Annotated in this window: 23 protein-coding genes; 4 read left to right on the plus strand and 19 right to left on the minus strand. The window is 42.8% G+C overall.

Going from position 1 to position 19,957, the window contains the following annotated elements; all coding sequences use genetic code 11:
- Window positions 1–21: 21 nt before the first annotated feature.
- The 3 genes from prpC to JJQ94_RS03960 form a co-directional block, all read right to left on the minus strand.
- Window positions 22–1,143 carry a bifunctional 2-methylcitrate synthase/citrate synthase gene (gene prpC, locus JJQ94_RS03950; protein WP_099029889.1) on the minus strand — a complete coding sequence of 374 codons (1,122 nt, stop codon included), beginning with the start codon at window positions 1,141–1,143 and terminating at the stop codon, window positions 22–24.
- A 78-nt stretch (window positions 1,144–1,221) separates the two neighbouring features.
- On the minus strand, window positions 1,222–2,100 hold the full coding sequence (gene prpB / locus JJQ94_RS03955) for a methylisocitrate lyase (protein WP_099029888.1): 879 nt from the start codon (window positions 2,098–2,100) through the stop codon (window positions 1,222–1,224).
- A 14-nt stretch (window positions 2,101–2,114) separates the two neighbouring features.
- The gene (locus JJQ94_RS03960) at window positions 2,115–2,789 is read right to left on the minus strand and encodes a GntR family transcriptional regulator (RefSeq protein ID WP_172439923.1); all 675 of its coding nucleotides are present in this window, start codon (window positions 2,787–2,789) and stop codon (window positions 2,115–2,117) included.
- 261 nt (window positions 2,790–3,050) lie between these two features.
- Here JJQ94_RS03960 and JJQ94_RS03965 point away from each other — a divergent pair, with 261 nt between their 5' ends.
- From JJQ94_RS03965 to JJQ94_RS03975, 3 genes are all read left to right on the plus strand, one after another.
- On the plus strand, window positions 3,051–3,776 hold the full coding sequence (locus tag JJQ94_RS03965) for a substrate-binding periplasmic protein (protein WP_236596438.1): 726 nt from the start codon (window positions 3,051–3,053) through the stop codon (window positions 3,774–3,776).
- Between the two features lie 19 nt (window positions 3,777–3,795).
- The gene (locus tag JJQ94_RS03970; RefSeq protein ID WP_099029886.1) at window positions 3,796–4,521 is read left to right on the plus strand and encodes a substrate-binding periplasmic protein; all 726 of its coding nucleotides are present in this window, start codon (window positions 3,796–3,798) and stop codon (window positions 4,519–4,521) included.
- A gap of 176 nt (window positions 4,522–4,697) precedes the next feature.
- Window positions 4,698–5,045: a RidA family protein gene (locus tag JJQ94_RS03975; protein WP_099029885.1), complete on the plus strand. Its 348-nt coding sequence runs from the start codon at window positions 4,698–4,700 to the stop codon at window positions 5,043–5,045.
- 417 nt (window positions 5,046–5,462) lie between these two features.
- Here the strand turns inward: JJQ94_RS03975 and JJQ94_RS03980 are convergent, their stop codons facing one another.
- Window positions 5,463–5,804: a zinc ribbon domain-containing protein YjdM gene (locus tag JJQ94_RS03980; protein WP_099029884.1), complete on the minus strand. Its 342-nt coding sequence runs from the start codon at window positions 5,802–5,804 to the stop codon at window positions 5,463–5,465.
- A 166-nt stretch (window positions 5,805–5,970) separates the two neighbouring features.
- On the opposite strand from JJQ94_RS03980, the gene JJQ94_RS03985 reads away from it, so the two are divergent.
- Window positions 5,971–6,417: a hypothetical protein gene (locus JJQ94_RS03985; protein WP_099029883.1), complete on the plus strand. Its 447-nt coding sequence runs from the start codon at window positions 5,971–5,973 to the stop codon at window positions 6,415–6,417.
- A gap of 63 nt (window positions 6,418–6,480) precedes the next feature.
- Here the strand turns inward: JJQ94_RS03985 and JJQ94_RS03990 are convergent, their stop codons facing one another.
- The 15 genes from JJQ94_RS03990 to JJQ94_RS04060 form a co-directional block, all read right to left on the minus strand.
- A complete protein-coding gene (locus JJQ94_RS03990) occupies window positions 6,481–7,050 on the minus strand; it encodes a DUF4879 domain-containing protein (protein ID WP_236596439.1) in 570 nt (189 codons plus the stop codon).
- 482 nt (window positions 7,051–7,532) lie between these two features.
- Entirely contained in the window at window positions 7,533–7,742 is a 210-nt protein-coding gene (locus JJQ94_RS03995) for a cold-shock protein (RefSeq protein ID WP_099029882.1), read from the minus strand.
- Between the two features lie 350 nt (window positions 7,743–8,092).
- The gene (locus JJQ94_RS04000) at window positions 8,093–8,923 is read right to left on the minus strand and encodes an alpha/beta fold hydrolase (protein WP_099029881.1); all 831 of its coding nucleotides are present in this window, start codon (window positions 8,921–8,923) and stop codon (window positions 8,093–8,095) included.
- Window positions 8,924–9,035: 112 nt separating this feature from the next.
- Window positions 9,036–9,743, minus strand: a complete 708-nt coding sequence (locus tag JJQ94_RS04005) for a hypothetical protein (protein WP_088532862.1) — start codon at window positions 9,741–9,743, stop codon at window positions 9,036–9,038.
- Window positions 9,733–10,464, minus strand: coding sequence for a hypothetical protein (locus tag JJQ94_RS04010; protein WP_099029880.1), 732 nt, complete (start codon window positions 10,462–10,464; stop codon window positions 9,733–9,735). The genes JJQ94_RS04005 and JJQ94_RS04010 overlap by 11 nt, the downstream gene beginning before the upstream one ends.
- Window positions 10,454–10,813 carry a cupredoxin domain-containing protein gene (locus tag JJQ94_RS04015; RefSeq protein ID WP_099029879.1) on the minus strand — a complete coding sequence of 120 codons (360 nt, stop codon included), beginning with the start codon at window positions 10,811–10,813 and terminating at the stop codon, window positions 10,454–10,456. Before JJQ94_RS04015 ends, JJQ94_RS04010 begins: the two co-directional genes overlap by 11 nt.
- On the minus strand, window positions 10,800–12,131 hold the full coding sequence (locus JJQ94_RS04020) for an ATP-binding protein (protein WP_099029878.1): 1,332 nt from the start codon (window positions 12,129–12,131) through the stop codon (window positions 10,800–10,802). Before JJQ94_RS04020 ends, JJQ94_RS04015 begins: the two co-directional genes overlap by 14 nt.
- A complete protein-coding gene (locus tag JJQ94_RS04025) occupies window positions 12,131–12,793 on the minus strand; it encodes a response regulator (protein ID WP_099029877.1) in 663 nt (220 codons plus the stop codon). Before JJQ94_RS04025 ends, JJQ94_RS04020 begins: the two co-directional genes overlap by 1 nt.
- Window positions 12,790–13,446, minus strand: a complete 657-nt coding sequence (locus JJQ94_RS04030; RefSeq protein ID WP_099029876.1) for a tetratricopeptide repeat protein — start codon at window positions 13,444–13,446, stop codon at window positions 12,790–12,792. Before JJQ94_RS04030 ends, JJQ94_RS04025 begins: the two co-directional genes overlap by 4 nt.
- On the minus strand, window positions 13,443–14,234 hold the full coding sequence (locus tag JJQ94_RS04035; protein WP_099029875.1) for an SDR family oxidoreductase: 792 nt from the start codon (window positions 14,232–14,234) through the stop codon (window positions 13,443–13,445). The genes JJQ94_RS04030 and JJQ94_RS04035 overlap by 4 nt, the downstream gene beginning before the upstream one ends.
- Window positions 14,234–14,917: a TenA family transcriptional regulator gene (locus JJQ94_RS04040; protein ID WP_099029874.1), complete on the minus strand. Its 684-nt coding sequence runs from the start codon at window positions 14,915–14,917 to the stop codon at window positions 14,234–14,236. The genes JJQ94_RS04035 and JJQ94_RS04040 overlap by 1 nt, the downstream gene beginning before the upstream one ends.
- A 13-nt stretch (window positions 14,918–14,930) precedes the next feature.
- A complete protein-coding gene (locus tag JJQ94_RS04045) occupies window positions 14,931–16,406 on the minus strand; it encodes an AMP-binding protein (protein ID WP_099029873.1) in 1,476 nt (491 codons plus the stop codon).
- Complete coding sequence (locus JJQ94_RS04050; protein ID WP_099029872.1) at window positions 16,399–17,037, minus strand: thermostable hemolysin; 639 nt, start codon at window positions 17,035–17,037, stop codon at window positions 16,399–16,401. Before JJQ94_RS04050 ends, JJQ94_RS04045 begins: the two co-directional genes overlap by 8 nt.
- A gap of 754 nt (window positions 17,038–17,791) precedes the next feature.
- Complete coding sequence (locus JJQ94_RS04055; RefSeq protein WP_099029870.1) at window positions 17,792–19,351, minus strand: AMP-binding protein; 1,560 nt, start codon at window positions 19,349–19,351, stop codon at window positions 17,792–17,794.
- An 89-nt stretch (window positions 19,352–19,440) separates the two neighbouring features.
- Window positions 19,441–19,944: a 2,4'-dihydroxyacetophenone dioxygenase family protein gene (locus tag JJQ94_RS04060; protein ID WP_099029869.1), complete on the minus strand. Its 504-nt coding sequence runs from the start codon at window positions 19,942–19,944 to the stop codon at window positions 19,441–19,443.
- Window positions 19,945–19,957: the final 13 nt, after the last annotated feature.

Genomic DNA, 19,957 nt, shown 5'->3' on the forward strand with positions numbered 1-19,957 from the left:
ATAGATTCGAACAGTGTTCGATTAACGCTCAGAAATGGCAGGAACTGGACGTAGCTCCTCGCCGGTGTATTCCGCCGATGGACGAATGATACGGTTATCTGCGCGCTGCTCCATAACGTGTGCAGCCCAACCAGTTAAGCGTGACATAACAAAGATTGGTGTGAACAATTTAGTCGGGATCTTCATGAAGTTATAGGCTGATGCATGGAAGAAATCGGCATTACAGAATAGTTTTTTCTCGCGCCACATGACTTCTTCACAGCGTACAGACACAGGGTAAAGTACTGTGTCACCGACATCTGCCGCTAGTTTTTCAGACCAACGTTTGATGATTTCGTTACGAGGGTCACATTCTGAATAGATAGCGTGGCCAAAGCCCATGATCTTCTCTTTACGCTCAAGCATACCCATCATTTCTTGCTCTGCGTGATCCGCAGATTCAAAGCGCTCAATCATTTCCATTGCCGCTTCGTTAGCACCACCGTGAAGAGGACCTCGTAGAGAGCCAATTGCACCGGTAATACAAGAATGCATATCAGAAAGCGTTGAGGCACAAACACGAGCAGTAAAGGTCGACGCGTTAAATTCGTGCTCTGCATAAAGGATAAGTGATACGTGCATCACACGTTCATGGAGTTCACTTGGTTTTTCGCCGTGCAATAAGTGTAAGAAATGTGCACCGATTGAATCGTCATCCGTCTCCACATCGATACGAACGCCATCATGGCTAAAGCGATACCAGTAACAAATAATGCTTGGAAAGCTTGCTAGCATGCGATCAGTTACTTTACCTTGCTCATCAAAGCTTGCTTCACCTTCAAGATTGCCAAGCATTGAACAACCCGTACGTAATACGTCCATTGGATGTGCGTCAGCAGGAATACGTTCTAATACTTCTTTTAACGCCTGCGGCAAACCGCGCATTGCTTTTAGCTCGCTTTTATAAGCGTCTAGTTCAGTTTGATTTGGTAAGTTACCTTTAAGGATAAGGTGAGCAACCTCCTCAAACTGACAATTTTCAGCTAGATCCTTTACATCGTAACCACGATAAGTCAAACCTGAGCCCGACTTACCTACCGTTGATAGTGCTGTTTTTCCTGCTACTTGACCACGAAGACCCGCGCCACTTAGTACTTTAGCCATATTATTATCTCCTGAATTTTTTACCTGCTGGGTATTGATATTTTGTGCTGCTGAGCAACCCTGAACAGCTTTAATTTTTTACTTATTTTTACCTTCGGCAAATAATGCATCAAGCTTTTGCTCATAACCGTGATAGCCAAGGTAATCATACAAATCCATACGGGTTTGCATGGTATCGAGTACCGCTTTCTGGTCTCCATTTTCTAAAATAGATTGATACACCAGCTCTGCCGCTTTGTTCATCGCTCTGAACGCACTCAATGGGTAAAGCACCATATCTACGCCCCACTCACCCAGCTCAGCTTTGTTCCAAAGTTCTGTCTTACCAAACTCAGTGATATTCGCGAGGATGGGCACATCAAGTGCTTCGCTGAATGCGCGATAGTGTTCTTCAGTTTGTACCGCTTCTGCAAAAATGCCATCAGCGCCTGCCGCAACATAGGCTTTTGCACGCTCAATTGCCGCTTCTAACCCTTCTTGCGCAAACGAATCCGTTCTCGCCATAATGAAAAAGTCAGGATCAGTGCGCGCATCGACTGCCGCTTTAATGCGGTCAACCATTTCTTCGGTCGACACGATTTCTTTATTTGGACGGTGACCACAACGCTTTTGCGCTACTTGATCTTCCATATGTACCGCGGCTGCACCTGCTTTTTCCATATCTCGGATGGTTTTTGCAATATTGAATGCGCCGCCCCATCCAGTATCAATGTCGACCATTAAAGGTAGATCACAAGCCGAGGTAATGCGACTTACATCTGCAATTACATCATTTAGAGATGTCATTCCTAAGTCAGGTAAACCATAAGATGCATTAGCAACGCCACCACCAGAAAGATAGATAGCTTGATGACCGATTTTCTTTGCCATCATCGCGCTATATGCGTTGATAGTGCCGACGATTTGAAGCGGTTTATTGGCTTTTAGTGCTTCACGAAATTTTTTTCCTGCGCTCATGATGATGCTCTCTCTTAAAAGTGTGATTGATTGCTTGCTAACTTGGTTGCGATATTATTTTTAGAATATTGAATATGTCGACGCATCAGTATTTCTGCCAGTTCTGGGTCGCGGTTGCTGATCGCACGAACGATATGTTTATGCTCGTCAAATGCCGTGGTGACGCGGGGACCGGCCATCCCTAACTGCACACGATACATACGTACCAAGTGGTACAGTCCATTGACTAGCATTGAGATAAGGCTCGCATTTTTACTACCAAGAATAATGCGGTAATGAAAGTCGAGATCGCCCGCTTCTTGATAATAAGAATGTTGGTTTTTGACTTCATCGAATTGACTCGACAACAAACCTTCTAAGTCTTGGATTTCAGCTTCAGTCATGTGCTGTGCAGCAAGTCTTGCCGCCATACCTTCTAGTGCTTCACGGATCTGATAAAGCTCCATCAGCCCTTCCGGTGTGAGGGTAACAACGCGTGCTCCTACATTGGCTTTACGCTCAACTAAGTGACATGACTCCAAGCGATTGATAGCCTCGCGGACAACCGCTCTGCTGACTTCATACTTTGTCGACAATTCCATTTCGCTGAGCTTAGAACCTGCAGCTATTTCACCTTCTACAATTTCCTTTCGCATGCGAAAGAATGCTTTATCAGAAGAAGTAACCGCTTGCTCGTCAAAAAAGCTCATCATTAGTTAGTCAGTCTTAGTAATTTAAGTTGTAGACAATATAGTGCTGGTTGACGTGAACGTCAACCAGCCCCGCCACAAATTGTCGACAATTTTCAATATAAGCAGTATTCACCATATTTATAGTTTGTCGCGAATAATCAGTCTGATGTATTTATCTCGACACGGGATCAGGTCAGGATTAATTGCATCGCTTAAAAATCATGCATATTATGAAGATACCTTTACTTTAGCCTGAAGATTGCGATGCGGTGTTTTCAAATGGTAATGCTTACCCTTATACTAATAACCGGCTTAGCGCAGGCGAAAACCTATACCGTACTGGTCTATCACGGTGCCAATCCTCCTTACTATTTTGAAGAACAGGGAAAACCCAAAGGTATTTTTGTCGACATTTTTCAAGAGTTGGCAAAACTGACTTCACACCAATTTGAGTTTACGCCGCTCTCTGTCGCCAGAGGACAGCGCTATTTCGACCAAGGTAAAATAGATATTGAACCGGGGATAAACAAAGTTTGGCGGGCTGAAGCGGACGTTCCTGGAATTTACAGCATCGACTACGCCTTCTCAACAGAAGTACTGCTTGGTTATCAATCTCGCTGTGTGGGCAAGCATAGGCCCGAGCAGTTTTATGGCGCATTAATCGGCAAAGTAAGAGGATATCGTTACGATAACTTTGAAGCGCACTTAGGTGAAGACAAGATCGTAGTTTATGAAAATGTATCGGAAAAAGAACTGTTAGCACAGCTTGAACATGAGCGTTTAGACTACATCATGATTGGCTCGGTGACAGCAGACTACTATATTTCACAACAACCAAAGTATCGCAAATTTCAGTCTTGCTATGAAATAAGCCGATTACCTGTACATATGCGCTTGCAGCCTCATCTAACTGAGTTACAAACGGAAATAAATATCGCCTTGCGACGAATGGTTAATGACGGAAAAATAAAATCCATCTATGCTAAGTATAGATTAACGCATTAACGTGTGGAGTTGTTTGGTAATGACGATTACTGTTGTTGGACGTCTAATACTGTTTATTTTGCTGATTAGCCCGTTGCCATTATGGGCGAAATTACAGGTTGTTACGGAACTTTCTCCACCCAATCAAACCATAGAAAACCACCAAGTTGCGGGCTCAAGTACCAATCTGGTCAAAGCGATTTTAAAAGCTGCTGAACTCGAGGGACAATTTTCTATTTACCCTTGGGCTAGAGCTTTTAAATTAGCGCAGCATGACAAACATACCTTAATTTATAGCATCGCAAAGACCCCCGCGAGAGAAGACAGTTTTCATTGGATTGGCCCTGTTGCTGTATTTCATTTAGGGTTTGTTACCAATCGCTATCGTGAGGACATAAAAATCCAATCACTTGAGGATGCCAAACAATACAAAATAGCAGTTCAGCGTGGTGATATCGCCGAAGGCACACTTAAAGCACTCGGGTTTAACTTTGTTCAAACCAGCGACATCGAAAAGTCATATGAATTACTCGTCGCAAATCGCGTTGATTTGGTGATTGATGACCCGCGTTATATCAAAACCATGGCCATGGAGCTTAATCTTCCAGCCGACCACTTTGCCTTTTTATACGATGTGGAAGCACTCTCGGTACAAGGTTACCTTGCAACGAATAATCAGTTACCAGCCGATATTGTCGAACGATTACGTATTGCGTTTGCGAAAGTAAGTAAAACAGAAGCTTACCGTAAGGTATTGGAGCTCTAGCTAAACCCAATTGCTTTAATTCAAAATACTCTCACGTATCTTGGTTTGTATGGGTAGCACTTAACCGTGCTGCTTTTCATAAAAACCAATACCAAGCAAGTAGCTCATCTCAATAAAAAGAGATAACATTTCAGCCTAAACCTGCCGATTACAGTAACGATTAGAAAGGAAAAACAGTGATTGAACGAATTGACACCAAACAACGAATGAGCCGTATTGTAAAACACAATGGTACCATTTATTTATGTGGCCAAGTGTGTAAAGACGCCGAGCAAGGAATTAAGGAACAAACTGAAACCATGCTTGAGAAAGTTGATGAGCTACTTATTCAAGCAGGCAGCGACCGCAAACACATTCTCTCTGCGACAATTTATATTAAAGACATGAAGTATTTTGCAGAAATGAACGAGGTTTGGGATGCATGGGTGCCTGAAGGTTATGCACCAGCTCGCGCTTGTGTAGAAGCGAGCATGGCTCGTGATGCATTGCTTGTTGAGATTTCGGTCGTAGCTGCGGAAATCTAGTCTATTAAGGACATAAATCTGATTTAGACAAGGCTTGCCGTTAATCTGTCAGATTTGATTTTTAGATGTTAATCAAATTTGACAGACGTATTTGTAGCTGCAGCGTATGATGGTAGACATACCAACGCTGCATTAAATGGTGAGCAACGTAGACCAAAGAATTAGTATAAGAATTAGTATAAGAATTAGTATGACATATATGTCACCGTTGTTCACACACACACGGTTAAAGATAACCGTCAATTTCCCTTGGTAATTAGCGATTACGACAAAGTCGCGTGGTAATTAAAGTACGACAAAATCGCTTGGTGTTAACATTGAATCTTGTACTAGCTCAGACTTGACCTGACAGTTACCAGTTTTTCAATCTGGTGACTATCAGCCTAGATTTGGGCTAAATTTTTTCAACTTATTCACTTAAGTATTTGCTTTCTTAACAAATTTCGCCGTAACCATCATTTCACCAACGCCATCAACCTTGCAGTCAAGTTCGTGGTCTTTTTTATCTAGCACGCGTCTTACCAAAGCCTTAGTACCAATCTTAATGACTTGTGAGCTGCCTTTAATCTTAAGATCTTTAATCACAGTGACTTTATCGCCATCCGCTAATAATGTGCCATTGGCATCTTTTACTTGAATGTCGTCCTCGGTAGCAGTCACGTTTGGATCCCATTCGTAAGCACATTCAGGGCATACTAGATGACTTTGATCTTGATAAACATATTCAGAATTGCACTTGGGGCAAGAAGGTAAAGACATATACTGTCCATTCGCTAATTCAATTTAAAGCACATAGTAATATCAACGTTCTGAATTTAATAGGGATAATGTCAACTCTTTCGATCCGAGACTTTAGGGTGAGCTTTTGGCACTCAATTTGCAAACTAATAATCGTATTTAACCAAATGCATGGAAGGAATTCTCAATGATTATTAATCAATCTAGTAATGTCAGTGCCGTATACTCTCAACTTGCACAACAGCAGTCCACGTCTCGACAAGATGAGAAACAGGAAGTAGTAGCCACAGATACTGTAGCAATCAGTGAGGCTGGCAAACAAGCGCACCAGAACTGGCAAAATATTGCCTCTAAATATGATGTAAATAATATTTCAGCTCAAGAAACTCGCGCTATGTCTAAAGATTTGTTTGAAGGGGGGTTTATCAGTACTGGTCAAATGATGGCGATCGGTGCACCAACTTCCATGGTGGAAAATCCATCTCAAAAATACAATCTACTTAATGACATGAAGCATACTTTTAGTTTATCAAACTCGCTTTCAGCTCCAACCAAAGAGGCTAGGGCCAACTATTTAAATTCGATATCGATTTTGGAAAGGCTCAACAGTGAAAGAAAGGGACTAAATGGCTAAAATATTCTAGAAAGGTGCATTTAGTATTATTCAAATGCACCTTAGCGTTTAGTTCAAACCAAACTAATTAATATAAAGCGAGTCGCTTGACGTACCAAATGGCGAAGCTGTTGAATTTGACGAAACTTTAACTTGACCAGATTCTTGACCTGAGAAGTCCCAACCGTACAACCAACCCGTGACAGTTTCCCCAACCGAACAACGGTGTAAATCGTTGCCACACCGAACTTCACTCAATCCAGTTGATTTAGAGATCCCATTCATCACAGCATTATTCGGATTACCATAACCAAACTGCCAAGCGTAGATAAATAGATAGCTGCCGCCGTGGTTGGTTCCTGTAGAAAGTTGACTTTGTGAAATAGTCTGATCGCCACCTAATTGCGAACGTACGATACCCAGCTCAAAATACGTGATCCCTTGAGCCGGAGCCATTGGCGTGATCTCAGCACTGCTCGTTGAAAACTCATCTCTAGCGACAGGTGCATGCATGGCAAGTGGGGTTTGTTCAAAGTCTAACGAATAGTAAGTAGTCGGATTTTTCATCACACCTTGCTCAATATCTCCAGCAACAGCAGAAAATGCGGAGGTGAGAGCCAACATTAGTAGCATTGAATAGCTTTTTTTCTTCATCTTAATTGTCCTTTTAAACACTGTTTAAGTTATCGATGCCAGTTATGTCAATTCGTTTTAGCTTATTCACATTAGCAAGCTATGGATGACGCTTTCAAAATTAAAACAAGCTCTTAGGTTAATCTTGAAATGTATATGGCTTAGCAAAAATTAAAGCATTATCTACTTAAAGATAGATAACTTCATTACGAGGATTGATATAAACCGCCGCTGGCAGTTACAAACAATAACACGAAAATAACACCAAACAACAAAACAAACCAATATATTTACATATTTATGTTTATAACAGGATCTGGATCAAGTGATAAAAAGCCAAGCACGTACGACATCAGTAATGCCAATGCGTTATAAAGTCGAGAAGAAATAAGTAATAGTCAAAACTGAAGCAATTACATTTATCGACTGAGCGGGAAGGTTTCTTGATATTCAGGCACAAAAAAAGCAAGCCTTAGCTTGCTTTTTCTTCATCAATTAAGCGATTAAAGCTTAACGATGTTCTCAGCTTGAGGACCTTTCTGGCCGTCAGTTACTGTGAATTCTACTCTCTCGCCTTCAGCAAGTGTACGGAAACCGTCACCTTTGATTGCGCTGAAGTGTGCGAACACGTCAGGGCCATTTTCTTGAGCGATGAAACCAAAACCTTTAGACTCGTTAAACCACTTAACGGTACCTGTAAGAGTGCTAGACATAATACTAATCCTGATATAAAAACAAAAACCAATGCTGCGCATTGATGAGCTATGCCCATGTGGGCGCATAGACCTAAATTTGTAGAGTGGATAAAACTTCAGGACGGTACTACTACAAGCAAACACTTATACAACAACGTAATGGAGATTTTAAAACACTGACTCAAATTCTGTCTATGAACATCATATAGGGATTCCGCCCTAAGTCAATGTATTTTTAATCATCAATATGACTTGCTAATGACAAATATCAATATTTTTTTGACCGCTTTTTCAACACCCTATTTTTAAAAATATTATTCCGCTAACCCCCCGTAAACAATAGAGATTGCAATAAAATATTCATAAAACTAAAGAGGCTTTTTTGACTCTAATTCCCGAATTAATTGCACCACTTGCTCCACGACCACTTGCGGGGCATTCATAGGTACAGTATGGTCACTTCCTTTGGCAATAATTAGCTCAGAATCACAATGTGATGCCAACGCTTCTTGTCCTTCTCGCCATGCTTTAACATCACGCTGAGTTGGATCAAATGGTCTTTGGGCAACGATGACACGACACGGAATATGATCAGGAGCTTGATGCGCCCGAACACTCGCAACGGTTTCACTTAGCGCTTGAGTTTCACGACGTAGTGCTTCACCGAAGGTATTTTCTGGCAGTGTACTTAAGGGCTTAAGTAGCTTATCCTGCCCTAGGGCGTGGGTTTTATCGATGAAGTAAACAGTCACAGGGTCAACATACAACAAGGCTGCAACTTGCTCAGGATAATAGGTGATGTAGTTTTGCATTACATAGTATGCGTATGAATGACCGACATAGATAAACGGCGGCCGAATATCAAGCGTTTTCAGCACTTCACGAAGATTACGATTATCCGTATCAACACTATAGGCTCTGCGGCTAAGCTCGCTTTTACCATAACCTTCGCGATTATAGGCCACCAACGCATTGGGTACTTGCTGTGCGAGACCCATCATTACTGGTGTCCAATAAATTGCAGGCGCTGCAGAACCGCTTTCAAAAACAATGGCAGGTTCATTGCCTGCAACATGATAAACCTGCAAAGATACTTTGTTCGCAACCACGATATGCTCTTGAATATCGCGTTCAAGCGCAACTTGTGCATAGGCACTATTAACAAACAAAAAACCCAATAAAGTTAGCGTGCGATACATATCGTTTCCTTGATATCTATAGTTCGACTCTAAAGTTAGCAGCTAGATGCACCATAAGCCAATGACATTTTTGCTGCATCTCCCCCTCTTTTAAACAAAGTAAAAGCAACACTTAAAACTCAAATTCCAATGCGAGTCTAAAGCTATGATCTTTGCCGGATTGGCTGATCTCCGAAATAAAACCCGCTTCCCATTTCAGCTGTTTTTGACCTTCGAATCGATGTAGTCCGATAAACCCTGGACCAACACCAAAGAAGTCTTCTCCGACATAGACTTCAATTGCTGGCTGAAAAGCACTATACAAGCGGTAGCGCAGTTGCGCTCTAAACTCAGATTCCCACTCATCCTCAATGTCCTTGCCCCACTCCCTCACCAAAAATGCATTCATGGTGAGGCTCGTGCGACCAAATTCCTTCTCAAATAAAAACCCAGCGGTAGCTTCATAGGCATCGAACTTATGGCGTTTTTCAAGCTCAAACAACATGCCAATATCCGCCCAGTAGCGCCCTTGCTCTACAAATTGCCACCGCGACTCTAACTCGTAAGCAGCCAAGTCAAAGTTGCCCTCATCGTCGCGCTCACCTATCGCGTAACCTTCGATGGTCATCGTCTCGGTGAGGCTCCAACCAAGCCCTAAGCGCTGTGCCAACACATTCCCTTGCTCGGTTTGGCGAGATAGTAGTCGCCACTCCAACTCACGTTCAAGCGGCATCACATAAGGATGATAAACTTTGTCCACCACCATACCATCCGCTTTTGCGCTAAACGCCACAACCCCAAAAACACTCACCAGCAGCGCGAGTAAAACATTATTTCGCATGCGCTGTTCTCCAATATGTACATCCCAAGAACGTAATCAACGCGCCTCCAAACCCTGCAAGCGTCGCAGCATTTGGTGTTGCTTCATACCCCACTAATACTCTCAGCACTCGACCAATAACACTGTGTTCGTCCACAATTTGTCGCAAGTCTATTTCAAGTCTAGCGGCACTAATTAAGTCCACTTGAAGCGCTAAGTCCAATGCAATCGACACCTTACTCGCACCGTGTAAAGCCAGTAACAACAGCAACAACCAAGGTAAGTGCTTACTCTTCAGCCAATCTAGGAAAAAGAAGAGTAGAATAGAAAAGCTCAAACAGATCCCTACACCGAGCGAGGTGCCAATGGCGAGGGTTTGACCATCCGCAGGCTTTGAATAAGAGAACGCAAAGCTTGCCAAATGGTGCAAATACAGTACCACGGCTAAGCCAAAAGCCGATGCAGCAAGTGCCGTATGTCCGGTGCGTTTTGTTGCAATCATTAAGCAAAATAAACTGAGCAACAGACCTATTTGCAATAACTCAAACCCGCGATAATCAAAACTCGAGGCTATTTCTCCACCCAAAAACCATATGCCAAAGCAGCCGACTAGCCCCGCACTTAACGCGATGAGTGTCGTTTTAAGCGGTAAAGCTGCATTGGTACATTGTGCTAATAGTACCCAAAGTACAGTTACTGGTAATAATTGGTTCACGCTCACCACCACCGCATTAAGAAGCATTGTTTGGCTCCTTCACGATAACGATACCTTGTGCTGTATTTGGTGAAAATTCACCAAAAAAACTATATTCACCGGGTGCTAACGGACCGATATAAATCACACTTTTACGGTTTGGAAAGAGCACTTTTTCACGATTAAGATCAAAACTGTCAAACTCTTCAACCTGAGGGTCTTGATTCTCGATGATGAGCTTTACTTTGCGATTTGCAGGCACCTCAACTTGTGCAGGTGTAAATAAATGATTTTTAAGAATAATGGTAAAACTTTCTTCCGCCCACAAGGCGAAACTACAGGTCGCCAAAGGCAAACCAAGCGCGAAAGACAGCGAAGAGACCTTAGTCCTTAGCATCCTGCCCCCTCGGTAAATTTACACAAACTCTAAGCCCGCCTAAATGACTACGAGCAAAAGAGATATCTGCATGATAAATTGCAATTATATGATTGACTATCGCCATTCCTAAACCAGCCCCTTTTTCCCCTGAAGGGTGTTTATCTCCACCAACGCGATAAAACCTGTCAAAAATCCGCTCTATTTCCGCATCCGACATACCACAACCCGAATCATCGATTTGCCATACAACCCGCTGCGCATGCTGCTGAATTTTTACTTCTATGTCACCTTCAATTGGCGTGTATTTAATCGCATTACCAATTAGATTAGAAAATAATGTGGTTAATGTGAACTCACAGCCCTCTAAGGTCGCTTCTGATGCATCTAAGCTGATATTTTGTGATTTTTGTTCAATTCTCGGGTAACAGTTAGCAATCAAGTGTTGAGTTAATGCCACTAAGTCTTGCTGCGCAAATTGTTTATGCCACAGTTCTGGTTCTGTACGTGCTAAAGTCAGCATTTGCTCAACCACATGGTTTAGCTGCTCAAGCCCTTTTGACATAGCAATGGCACTGGGATGCTTAGTGTCGTGCGTTAAATTATGCAGATGGATTTTTAAGCTTGCGATCGGCGTTTTTAACTCATGAGCGGCATCGGAAGCAAAATAACGCTCTTTAAGATACGCGACCTCAACTTTTTGAAAGAGGTCATTTAGCGTCGCGATAACGATTGCCACTTCCGCTTTGTCGCTTTGCACTTCCAGCTGCGTAAAGTCTTTGGGGTTACGTCGTCTAAGCTCTTTAGAAAGATCTCGTAAAGGCTTTAACGCCGTATAAATAATCCATGCAATAAACACCGCAAGAAACGGCATGATCACCACCAGCGGCGTCATTGCGGAGACAATCATGCCTTCAGCAAGGGCAAAACGCTTTTGTACCGGCTCTGCTACCAGTATTTGCCTGTCACCAAACGCTTCACTGAAGGTTCTGAGTCTAGTCGCCCCCACATTTTGGGTGCTAAATCCAGCATGATAATTAAGCTTATTTTTGTACTTAGCAAGTAGCTCACTGCCTGCGACAACTTGATTGCGCTCAAGGACTAAAAAGTAAAATGCGCTATTACCCGCACCACTGGGCAAGGTAGTCGCGGTGACTTGAGCATTAACGAGTATAGCGATGGACTCTAAATGGCTGTCTAATTGTGCTTGTGCCATCGCCATGCTGGAGTGATAACCCCGTAGCAGCGCCATGGATGCACTCAGCACCAAAGCTGACACTAAAATTAGGGTCAACTTTCTCGTTATTGAAGCACCTCCAAGCGAGCTTTTCGTGCCCACTAAGCCCCCTTGCCAACAACATAGCCAATGCCACGCAGCGTTTTAATAAATCCGTCGGGCATTTTCTTGCGTAGGTGGTGAATATGCACCTCAATAGCATTAGAACCCAAAGCTTCTCCCCAATCATAGAGCTTAGATTCTAACTGAGTTTTTGAAAGCACACGGCCGCTGTTTTCCATCAGCGCCTTGAGTAGCATATATTCTTTACGAGGTAATTCTTGAGCGCTACCACTTACAAGCACCTCGTGACTGGCGAGATCTAACACCACGTCATTACAACTCAACGTGCTGCTCACTTGTTTAGTGAAGCGTCGACCAATCACCCGTAAACGCGCAAATAGTTCTTTAGGCTCAAACGGCTTAGCCAAATAGTCATCAGCCCCTAAATCCAGCCCTGCAATTTTATCATCAAGACTATTTCTTGCCGTTAGAATGAGCGCAGCGGTTTGCGATTTGGTTTTCTTTAGCGCCTTGAGTACCGCCAAACCGTCTCCATCGGGTAGACCTAGGTCAAGCACCACCAGCTCAAATTCGCCAGATTCAACAAAACTGATTGCTTGTCTTTGCGTCGGCGCATGCTCGATGGCGTACCCTTCTTTTTTAAGTGATGCGATGAGCCCCTGTGCCAGTAGCTCATCGTCCTCTACAAGTAATAGCCTCATTTATTCCTTCTTTTTAGCTTTTTTTCGACTTTCGCCAATAGCTGTGCCACTTCTTCTTGACGGTATTCATCCGCTTTTTCTCTACCCGGACGACTTGGCGCATTCTGCGCTTTTTTTAAGTGTGCAAGCGCGGCACTATAATCACGTTCGTCATATAAAAACTGTGCATAGAAATAGTTTACATCAATTCCTGCCGGATTAAGCGCTAATGATTCTTGGAACAGCTTTTTCGCCTTTTTATCGCTGCCAAACCCAATTGGCCAGCCTGGGACCTGAGCATAGAGCGTCCCTAAACTCGTTAATGCAGAACCAGACAGTGCGTTTTTATCAAGTTCAATGGCTTTTTCGAATGAGGCTTTCGCATCTTTGGCAAGACCAAGCGCCCCCAAGCCACCTTTCGCTCCAGCAAAGCTCGACTGCACAATACCACGCCAGATGTAAGCTTCTGCGCGATCTGGATATTGTTCAACAAATGCCACGCACTGCTTAACCAATTCTTCAAATGCTTTTTCTTGGGCATCGCCCTCGGTTTCATAATTTACCGTTGCCCATTTAGTTTGGACTTGGCTAAGATCATCGTCAAATGCTGCCCAAGCACCTTGACTGAATACCAGTAATGTTGCTGAAGCTAACAAGGTTTTTAGTGCGTTCATCGTAATGACTCCTTAGTGGAAAAAATGGTTTGGATGGTTTTTACTTTTTTGATTAATGCGTTATCAACAAACTCTGGCATCAAGCCATTGAGTCTCGCAAAAAACCGTTCAGGAAAACCAATGGCAGCGCGTTTGGTGTTGCTATGGAGCAATTTCATAAAGGCTTGTGCAACGACTTCTGGCGAGTCCATCTGATTGCCTAGTGCATGGTTTACGGCCGTCGCGCGGTCGTCATTCATTTCAGTTGTGGTTGCGCGCGGCGCAAGATATTTAACCGCCACTTGGTCATCGAGTTCCCGCGTCAGTGCCTCTGTAAAACCACGCAGACCGAACTTGCTAGCGCAATAGCTGCTTTGATATGGAAAGCCGATAGAACCAAACGCTGAACCTACGTTAACTATGGTGCCATGACTGGAGATCAGCTGTGGTAAACACGCTTGGCTAACTAGCATGGGCGCCAATAAATTCGTCTCCATCTGCTTTTTTAAGTCAGTAGGTAAAATTTCAGCAAACCCAGCCATGGTATTAATGCCCGCGTTGTTGACGAGTAAGTCAACCCCACCCATAGTCGCTGCTTTTCTCGCGATTTGTGTCGCTGCATCCTCAGCTGTGATGTCTAAAGCAAGATAATCGTGTTCTCCCGATAACCCCGCTATCACCTGCTTTAATTTTTCGCTGTCCCGACCAATCAGCAAACAATGCCAATTATGCATGGCCAACTGTTTACTAATGGCCCGACCGATCCCCCGAGATCCCCCAGTGATAACGGCAAGTTTTGTTGCTTTCATCAGCCTACCTCCGCAAATTCAACACCTGCAGGCACCGCTTCAATGTTGCGGAATATGTCGCCGTACAAGCGATAAAACTGTTTAGCGCTGTGAATAATGATCGCTTGCTCTTTTTCACAGCTGATCTTGTTCATCAGCCCTGCAAAAAAGTCAATATGCTCAACATCTAACGCGCCATGAGATGTTAAATAGGAAAATGCGCTACGAGGCAGACCAAGTTTATTCGCAATTTGACGAGCTGCATCATCGGCAAGTGCGATGGAAGTGCCCTCAAGCACATTAACCATGCCAAAAAAGCTCAATGGGTGTTTACGAGCGATACTGTCGTAGGCGTAAGACACCATCATTTCAGTTGCGAAGCTTGGCATACTATGACGTATTACTTCTTTATCCACACCACAGGCGGCAATATCATTAAGGATCCACTCTTGGTGTCCCATTTCTTCTTCGATGTAATGCCCTATTGCTTCTCGCAACCATTCTTTACTGTCATCTAGCCTTGCGCCACACGCCATAAGGAGTGGTACTGTGTGCTTTACGTGGTGAAATGCCTGTTGCAAAAATGAAACGTATTGGCCTTTGGTGATCTGACCATGAAAAACATCATGAATAATTGGTGCGCTTAGTAGATATTGGCGCGCTTGTTCCGTTTCTAATTGTAAGGTTTGGTAAAAATTGCTCATCGTTGTTTTCCTTTTAAACCGAAGCCGCAGGCTCTGCCGCTTCGTATTGATTCTGGGAGTAAAGCGCTGAAATTTGCTGCGCGAAATTAGCTAAAATCACGTCGCGTTTAGGTCTACCGTTCGCGGTAAGCATGCCGTTACCTACCGAAAAGGCTTCATCTACGCGCACATAACGTTTTATTTTTGCGTAATCAGGGAGTTGCTGGTTGGCAAGCTCAATGGCGTTGTCAATCACAGCTGCTGTTAGTTGTGTCGGGGTGTAAATAAGCGCCGTTAAAAATGGCTTGCCATCACCCACCACAACGCATTGCAGTAAAGGTACATAGGCAAGCAAAACGGACTCCGGCCACTCAGGAGAAATATTGCGTCCAAAGCTGTTGATCAGAAGATTTTTTAGCCGGCCTTCGATGACAAAATGCTGCTCACGCTTGGACACTCTGTCGCCGGTTTTTAACCACGCATCTTGGGCTATCGCTTCGCCGCCTAAGTAACCTAAAAAGTTATTACCTTTGATCTCTAACTCATCTGCCACAATACGTGCCTGAATATGGGGCAGTAACTTACCAACGCTGCCATCTTGCTCACCCGTATTCAGTGCAACAACAGACCCCGACTCGGAAAGCCCATACCCTTGAAACACAGGTAAGCCCAGCTGTTTAGCTTGCTGTAGCAGTTCAGTGTCAACTTTCGCGCCACCGACCGCAATAAAACGTAAACTTGCAGGGGGTTGCCATCCTTGCTGCGTGGCACTTAGCAGGCAACGCAGTAGCTCAGGCACTAAAATTAAGCTATTTGGTTGTACTTCACTTATCTTTTGCAGTAACTTTTGTGGATATAGCAACTGGCTGCCCGAAAAGCCTAGAGACGCAAGTTCGGTTACCTCAACCATGCCACCACTCAGTAGCGGCGCATACACACCCGCGATGTTTTCTAGCAACACAGGTAGCGGTAATAAACACAAGTGCTTAGGGCGATTAAGTGCGATGGTTTCGCATAAACTGCTCGCCACGACAAGCTGGTTTTCAACCGACAGACATACACCTTTTGGTGCGCCTGTTGAACCTGACGTATAGGTGATCTTTTGCGTTTTAGGAAAATAGGTTCCTGTGCTTTCGCACCTAGTTTGATACACATAGATTGCTTGACCATAGACATCTAACACCGAAAATTCAGCGCTATTTTCAAGCTTGGTATCGCTGATAAACCAGTTTGCTTTTGATTGCTCAAGGGTGTGTTCAACTTGCGCTGTGGTAAAGAAATGAGGTACAGGAATAGACACTTTATTCGCTTGTAATAGTGCAAAATCTACCAATAGCCAAGCGATAGAGTTGTCTAGAGAAACCGCAACACTCTCGCCATTCATCACAATAAAGCGCTCTGCCAATGCTTGCGTGTAAGATTTTACCTCAGCAAAAGTGAGACGAGTTTGCCCTTGTTGTAAAATCACATCACTGTCTTGATGTGGCAGTTTTTTTAAGAAATCACACATATAAAAATGCCTCTTTTAAGCTCGCAATTTCCACCTCGAGTCCTTGTAGTAAGTGTTGATACATTTCAGTGTTTGTGATCACTTGCAGGGCTTGATGTAAATCCACCGAACAAACCATGGGAGCACATTGGTAATAGCTGCCATAATCTTTGGCTGAGGCGATAGTGCCATGTGCCAAAGAAATCTTGTTAACCTCGACTTGGCATAACTTCATCAATGCGCGTACTTGTTTGGTCGCCGTAAACACCAAGTAGCGGATGTCACTCTCAAGCAGTGCTTGAGTCAGTACAATAAAGTGGCTTAACGTTGCCATTCGGCCTGTTGAGAACAAATTGCCAAGTTCTGCGATATGACTACGCTCTGAAACCGTTGAGAAGCACTGCTCTACCGGACGATTAAGATACTGCTCCACAAATAAAGTGTCTTTGGCTGCAAATCTAAGGCCTAAAAAACAATCGCTTTGGCGGTAGTTTAAATGACTTAAAAGGGGATAATACTCATGAATATCAGCGCCAAAAGCATGGGCAAAACCACTGTGGATAGCGTGCTCCAATTCACCGCGCGCGCCGCAAGTTTTGTTTGCCCATCTAAGACGACTTTGGGAGTTTACTGCTTGTAGTGCTTCGCCCATCGTTTTCACACCTTTCCCGTTCTGATGTAAAAACTTTAAAAGGCGAAAATTAAGAAAACCTTAAGTTTGAAAAAAGTAGGAAAAAAATTTTGCGGTCTGTACAAATCAACTCATGAGCTTGACTGCAAAATTTTAATACCCTTGCTTTCGGCTATTTACGAATATTACAACGAGCGAAAGGTGAGCTTTGGTCAGCTGTTTGTTGCTATGCTGTTCAATGGTCTTGGCTTTACTAGCCGTACGTAGCACATGTAAAGCGAATATTTTGAAAGCAGGCTGTTACCTGATAGGCGATACTGCGTTGTATGTGCAAGAAACCATCGCCCATTTAAATGAATTAGCCCAGCTCTTTATCATCTGGGTTCCACAAACACTCCAGGAAGCTAAAACACTAATCGCTCAGGTGCCCTAACTCTCCCATGTCTTTCTAGAGTTTTTGTGCGTTAGATCGACTTTCACTGTCTCAAATAACGTGTATTGATTGGCTTTGAGTGTCAATAGATAGTCGCATTCTTTATCTACTATGGTGCGCGCAATTGCTGTTTAGCAACCCATGATTTCAATAGAAATCAGTGCACCGCTGATATCAGGTTTATCCGACAGTGCGTGTATAGCAGTAATTTCGTTCGACTTTGCAATTTTTTAATCAAATTGCAATGCTTTGGTTGTGTGACTCAAAAAAGTTGCAACTTGAGCGTAGTAAAATCATTGAGATCTTAAATTAATTCAAAGCATTTAATTGTTTCCAGGTGAACTATTTACGTAGCGCTCTGCGCAATGTTTTACCCACGGTAGATTTTGGTAATTTTTCCATAATCGTTACCTTTTTTGGTACTTTATAGTTTGTTAATTTCTCGCGACAAAAAAGTATAATGTCTTTCTCTTCAACAGTTGACTTTAATGTAACATAAGCGTGTACTGATTCACCCGTTTTCTCATCAGCTTTACCAACTACAGCTGCTTCTAATACTGCTGGGTGAGACACCAATATTTCTTCTATTTCGTTGGGGTAAACGTTGAAACCAGAAACGATTATCATGTCCTTTAATCGGTCAACAATTTTAATATGACCATTCGATAATCTCAGACCAATATCACCTGTTTTAAAAAAGCCTTCAGCCGTCATTACCTCAGCGGTTTGCTCCGGCATATTCCAATACCCTTTCATCACCTGTTCACCTCGCACAACTATTTGGCCACATTTGCCGTCGGGTACTGGAACATCATTTTCATCCCAGAACTCAACATCAGTACCTATAACAGGAAAACCAACCGTGCCAATTTCTTCGCTACCAGGCGTACTTAATGTCACCACGGGCGAAGTCTCAGATAAGCCAAATCCTTCAGCAATATTACAGCCCGTAACGTCTCGCCAAATTGAAGCGGCAGTGCTCGTTAATGCTGTACCGCCAGAAAGAGTTAACCTTAGCTTACTAAAATCCAACTGACGAAATTTTGATTGATTGCATAAACCAACAAATAAAGTATTGATACCAGAGAATCCAGTAATAGAAAATGGTTCTATCGCGTCAATAAATGCATCATAATCACGCGGATTTGGTATAAGTACGTTCAAGTTACCTTTAGAGAAAATCAGCAACATATTTACCATAAGCGCGTATATATGATACAAAGGAAGTGGACAAACAAAAACCTCTTGCCCTTCTTTTAAATACTCACCAAGGCGTTCGGATGCTTGAAAAGTATTTGCAATTAAGTTGCGATGCGTTAGCTGTGCTCCTTTTGATACCCCTGTGGTACCTCCGGTATATTGTAATATAGCTACATCATCAAGCATTGCATTAGGGCTAAGTAACGGTAAAGCTTCGCCCTTTTTAATCGCGTAGTTAAAGCTAACCACCTTATCATTAGATATTTCACTTCCACCACTTATCAAATCAAAGACGTCAGTAACAATTACGTATTCGATAAGTGTTTCAGCGTATATTTCTGCTAACGTCGGATATAAATCCGTCAATATAACAATCGCTTTAGCACCTGAATCATTAAATTGATGCTTCATTTCTCTAGGTGTATAAAAGGGATTAGTATTAACAACAATAAGTCCAGCTTTAAATGCAGCATAGGTCGCAATAGGATACTGAATTAAATTAGGTAACTGAATAGCAATACGATCTCCGGCCTGTAAACCTAGTGATTGATAGTATGCGGCTAGAGCAGTTGACTTTTTATCAATGTATTCAAACGTTACGGTTTGACCCAAACAACTGAATGACGGCAGTTTAGCGAAACGTTCCATTGCATCACAGATAAACTGATTGAGATTTTTATATTTACTAATACTGGAAAGCATTTAATTACCTCTACATTTTCTCTTGATACAGCCTCCTTAATAACTTTTTATAAAAAGAAATTAAGGAAGCAGAAAAAAGATGACTACTTTTATTCATTATAATTAGCAAGACCGCTAGGTTTAATATATTTTACTTTCTCATCATTGCGCTTTGCGGCTTCAATTATCACCCTTTCTATCCAGCCTGCATCCATGATATTTATAAAGTTTCCATCTTCGTCAAAATTAATATTTGCACCTTGTATGAACATAACCGTATCAGTCACATCCTCATTAGATTCTGGTGTATGAAACTGGTGTATTGAACCACCAGGTTCATATAAATAACTGCCCGCAGTTTGAGGCTGATCAGGATATTCGAGATAATGCCAGCTGCCACTCATAGTGTACAAATGCACAACACCCGTGTGAAAGTGTTTGGGTAATGTGACACCCGGTTCAAATAAGACCCTTAATACCCAGACCCCATTCTCAGTATCCAGAAATAATGGTGACACATGCACACCTGGCAATGCATCTCTTACAAATCCTTCATCAATAGTATTTACTGTTAATAATGATACTTGATGATTAATTACAGTAGGTAGTTGCATAACTCTCTCCTAA

Source organism: Pseudoalteromonas sp. GCY (assembly GCF_016695175.1).
In the GTDB taxonomy this organism is placed as follows: Bacteria; Pseudomonadota; Gammaproteobacteria; order Enterobacterales; family Alteromonadaceae; genus Pseudoalteromonas.

What these genes read in the sequence shown, in the direction of transcription:
- JJQ94_RS03980 (WP_099029884.1), bottom strand. Translation starts at nt 5,804, where the DNA reads ATGTCTTTACCTTCTTGCCCCAAGTGCAATTCTGAATATGTTTATCAA.
- JJQ94_RS04035 (WP_099029875.1), bottom strand. Translation starts at nt 14,234, where the DNA reads ATGAAAGCAACAAAACTTGCCGTTATCACTGGGGGATCTCGGGGGATC.
- prpB (WP_099029888.1), bottom strand. Translation starts at nt 2,100, where the DNA reads ATGAGCGCAGGAAAAAAATTTCGTGAAGCACTAAAAGCCAATAAACCG.
- JJQ94_RS04000 (WP_099029881.1), bottom strand. Translation starts at nt 8,923, where the DNA reads ATGTATCGCACGCTAACTTTATTGGGTTTTTTGTTTGTTAATAGTGCC.
- JJQ94_RS04015 (WP_099029879.1), bottom strand. Translation starts at nt 10,813, where the DNA reads ATGCTAAGGACTAAGGTCTCTTCGCTGTCTTTCGCGCTTGGTTTGCCT.
- JJQ94_RS04010 (WP_099029880.1), bottom strand. Translation starts at nt 10,464, where the DNA reads ATGCTTCTTAATGCGGTGGTGGTGAGCGTGAACCAATTATTACCAGTA.
- JJQ94_RS04055 (WP_099029870.1), bottom strand. Translation starts at nt 19,351, where the DNA reads ATGCTTTCCAGTATTAGTAAATATAAAAATCTCAATCAGTTTATCTGT.
- JJQ94_RS03985 (WP_099029883.1), top strand. Translation starts at nt 5,971, where the DNA reads ATGATTATTAATCAATCTAGTAATGTCAGTGCCGTATACTCTCAACTT.
- JJQ94_RS03965 (WP_236596438.1), top strand. Translation starts at nt 3,051, where the DNA reads ATGGTAATGCTTACCCTTATACTAATAACCGGCTTAGCGCAGGCGAAA.
- JJQ94_RS03995 (WP_099029882.1), bottom strand. Translation starts at nt 7,742, where the DNA reads ATGTCTAGCACTCTTACAGGTACCGTTAAGTGGTTTAACGAGTCTAAA.
- JJQ94_RS04005 (WP_088532862.1), bottom strand. Translation starts at nt 9,743, where the DNA reads ATGCGAAATAATGTTTTACTCGCGCTGCTGGTGAGTGTTTTTGGGGTT.
- prpC (WP_099029889.1), bottom strand. Translation starts at nt 1,143, where the DNA reads ATGGCTAAAGTACTAAGTGGCGCGGGTCTTCGTGGTCAAGTAGCAGGA.
- JJQ94_RS03960 (WP_172439923.1), bottom strand. Translation starts at nt 2,789, where the DNA reads ATGAGCTTTTTTGACGAGCAAGCGGTTACTTCTTCTGATAAAGCATTC.
- JJQ94_RS04060 (WP_099029869.1), bottom strand. Translation starts at nt 19,944, where the DNA reads ATGCAACTACCTACTGTAATTAATCATCAAGTATCATTATTAACAGTA.
- JJQ94_RS03990 (WP_236596439.1), bottom strand. Translation starts at nt 7,050, where the DNA reads ATGAAGAAAAAAAGCTATTCAATGCTACTAATGTTGGCTCTCACCTCC.
- JJQ94_RS04030 (WP_099029876.1), bottom strand. Translation starts at nt 13,446, where the DNA reads ATGAACGCACTAAAAACCTTGTTAGCTTCAGCAACATTACTGGTATTC.
- JJQ94_RS04045 (WP_099029873.1), bottom strand. Translation starts at nt 16,406, where the DNA reads ATGTGTGATTTCTTAAAAAAACTGCCACATCAAGACAGTGATGTGATT.
- JJQ94_RS03970 (WP_099029886.1), top strand. Translation starts at nt 3,796, where the DNA reads ATGACGATTACTGTTGTTGGACGTCTAATACTGTTTATTTTGCTGATT.
- JJQ94_RS04040 (WP_099029874.1), bottom strand. Translation starts at nt 14,917, where the DNA reads ATGAGCAATTTTTACCAAACCTTACAATTAGAAACGGAACAAGCGCGC.
- JJQ94_RS04025 (WP_099029877.1), bottom strand. Translation starts at nt 12,793, where the DNA reads ATGAGGCTATTACTTGTAGAGGACGATGAGCTACTGGCACAGGGGCTC.
- JJQ94_RS04050 (WP_099029872.1), bottom strand. Translation starts at nt 17,037, where the DNA reads ATGGGCGAAGCACTACAAGCAGTAAACTCCCAAAGTCGTCTTAGATGG.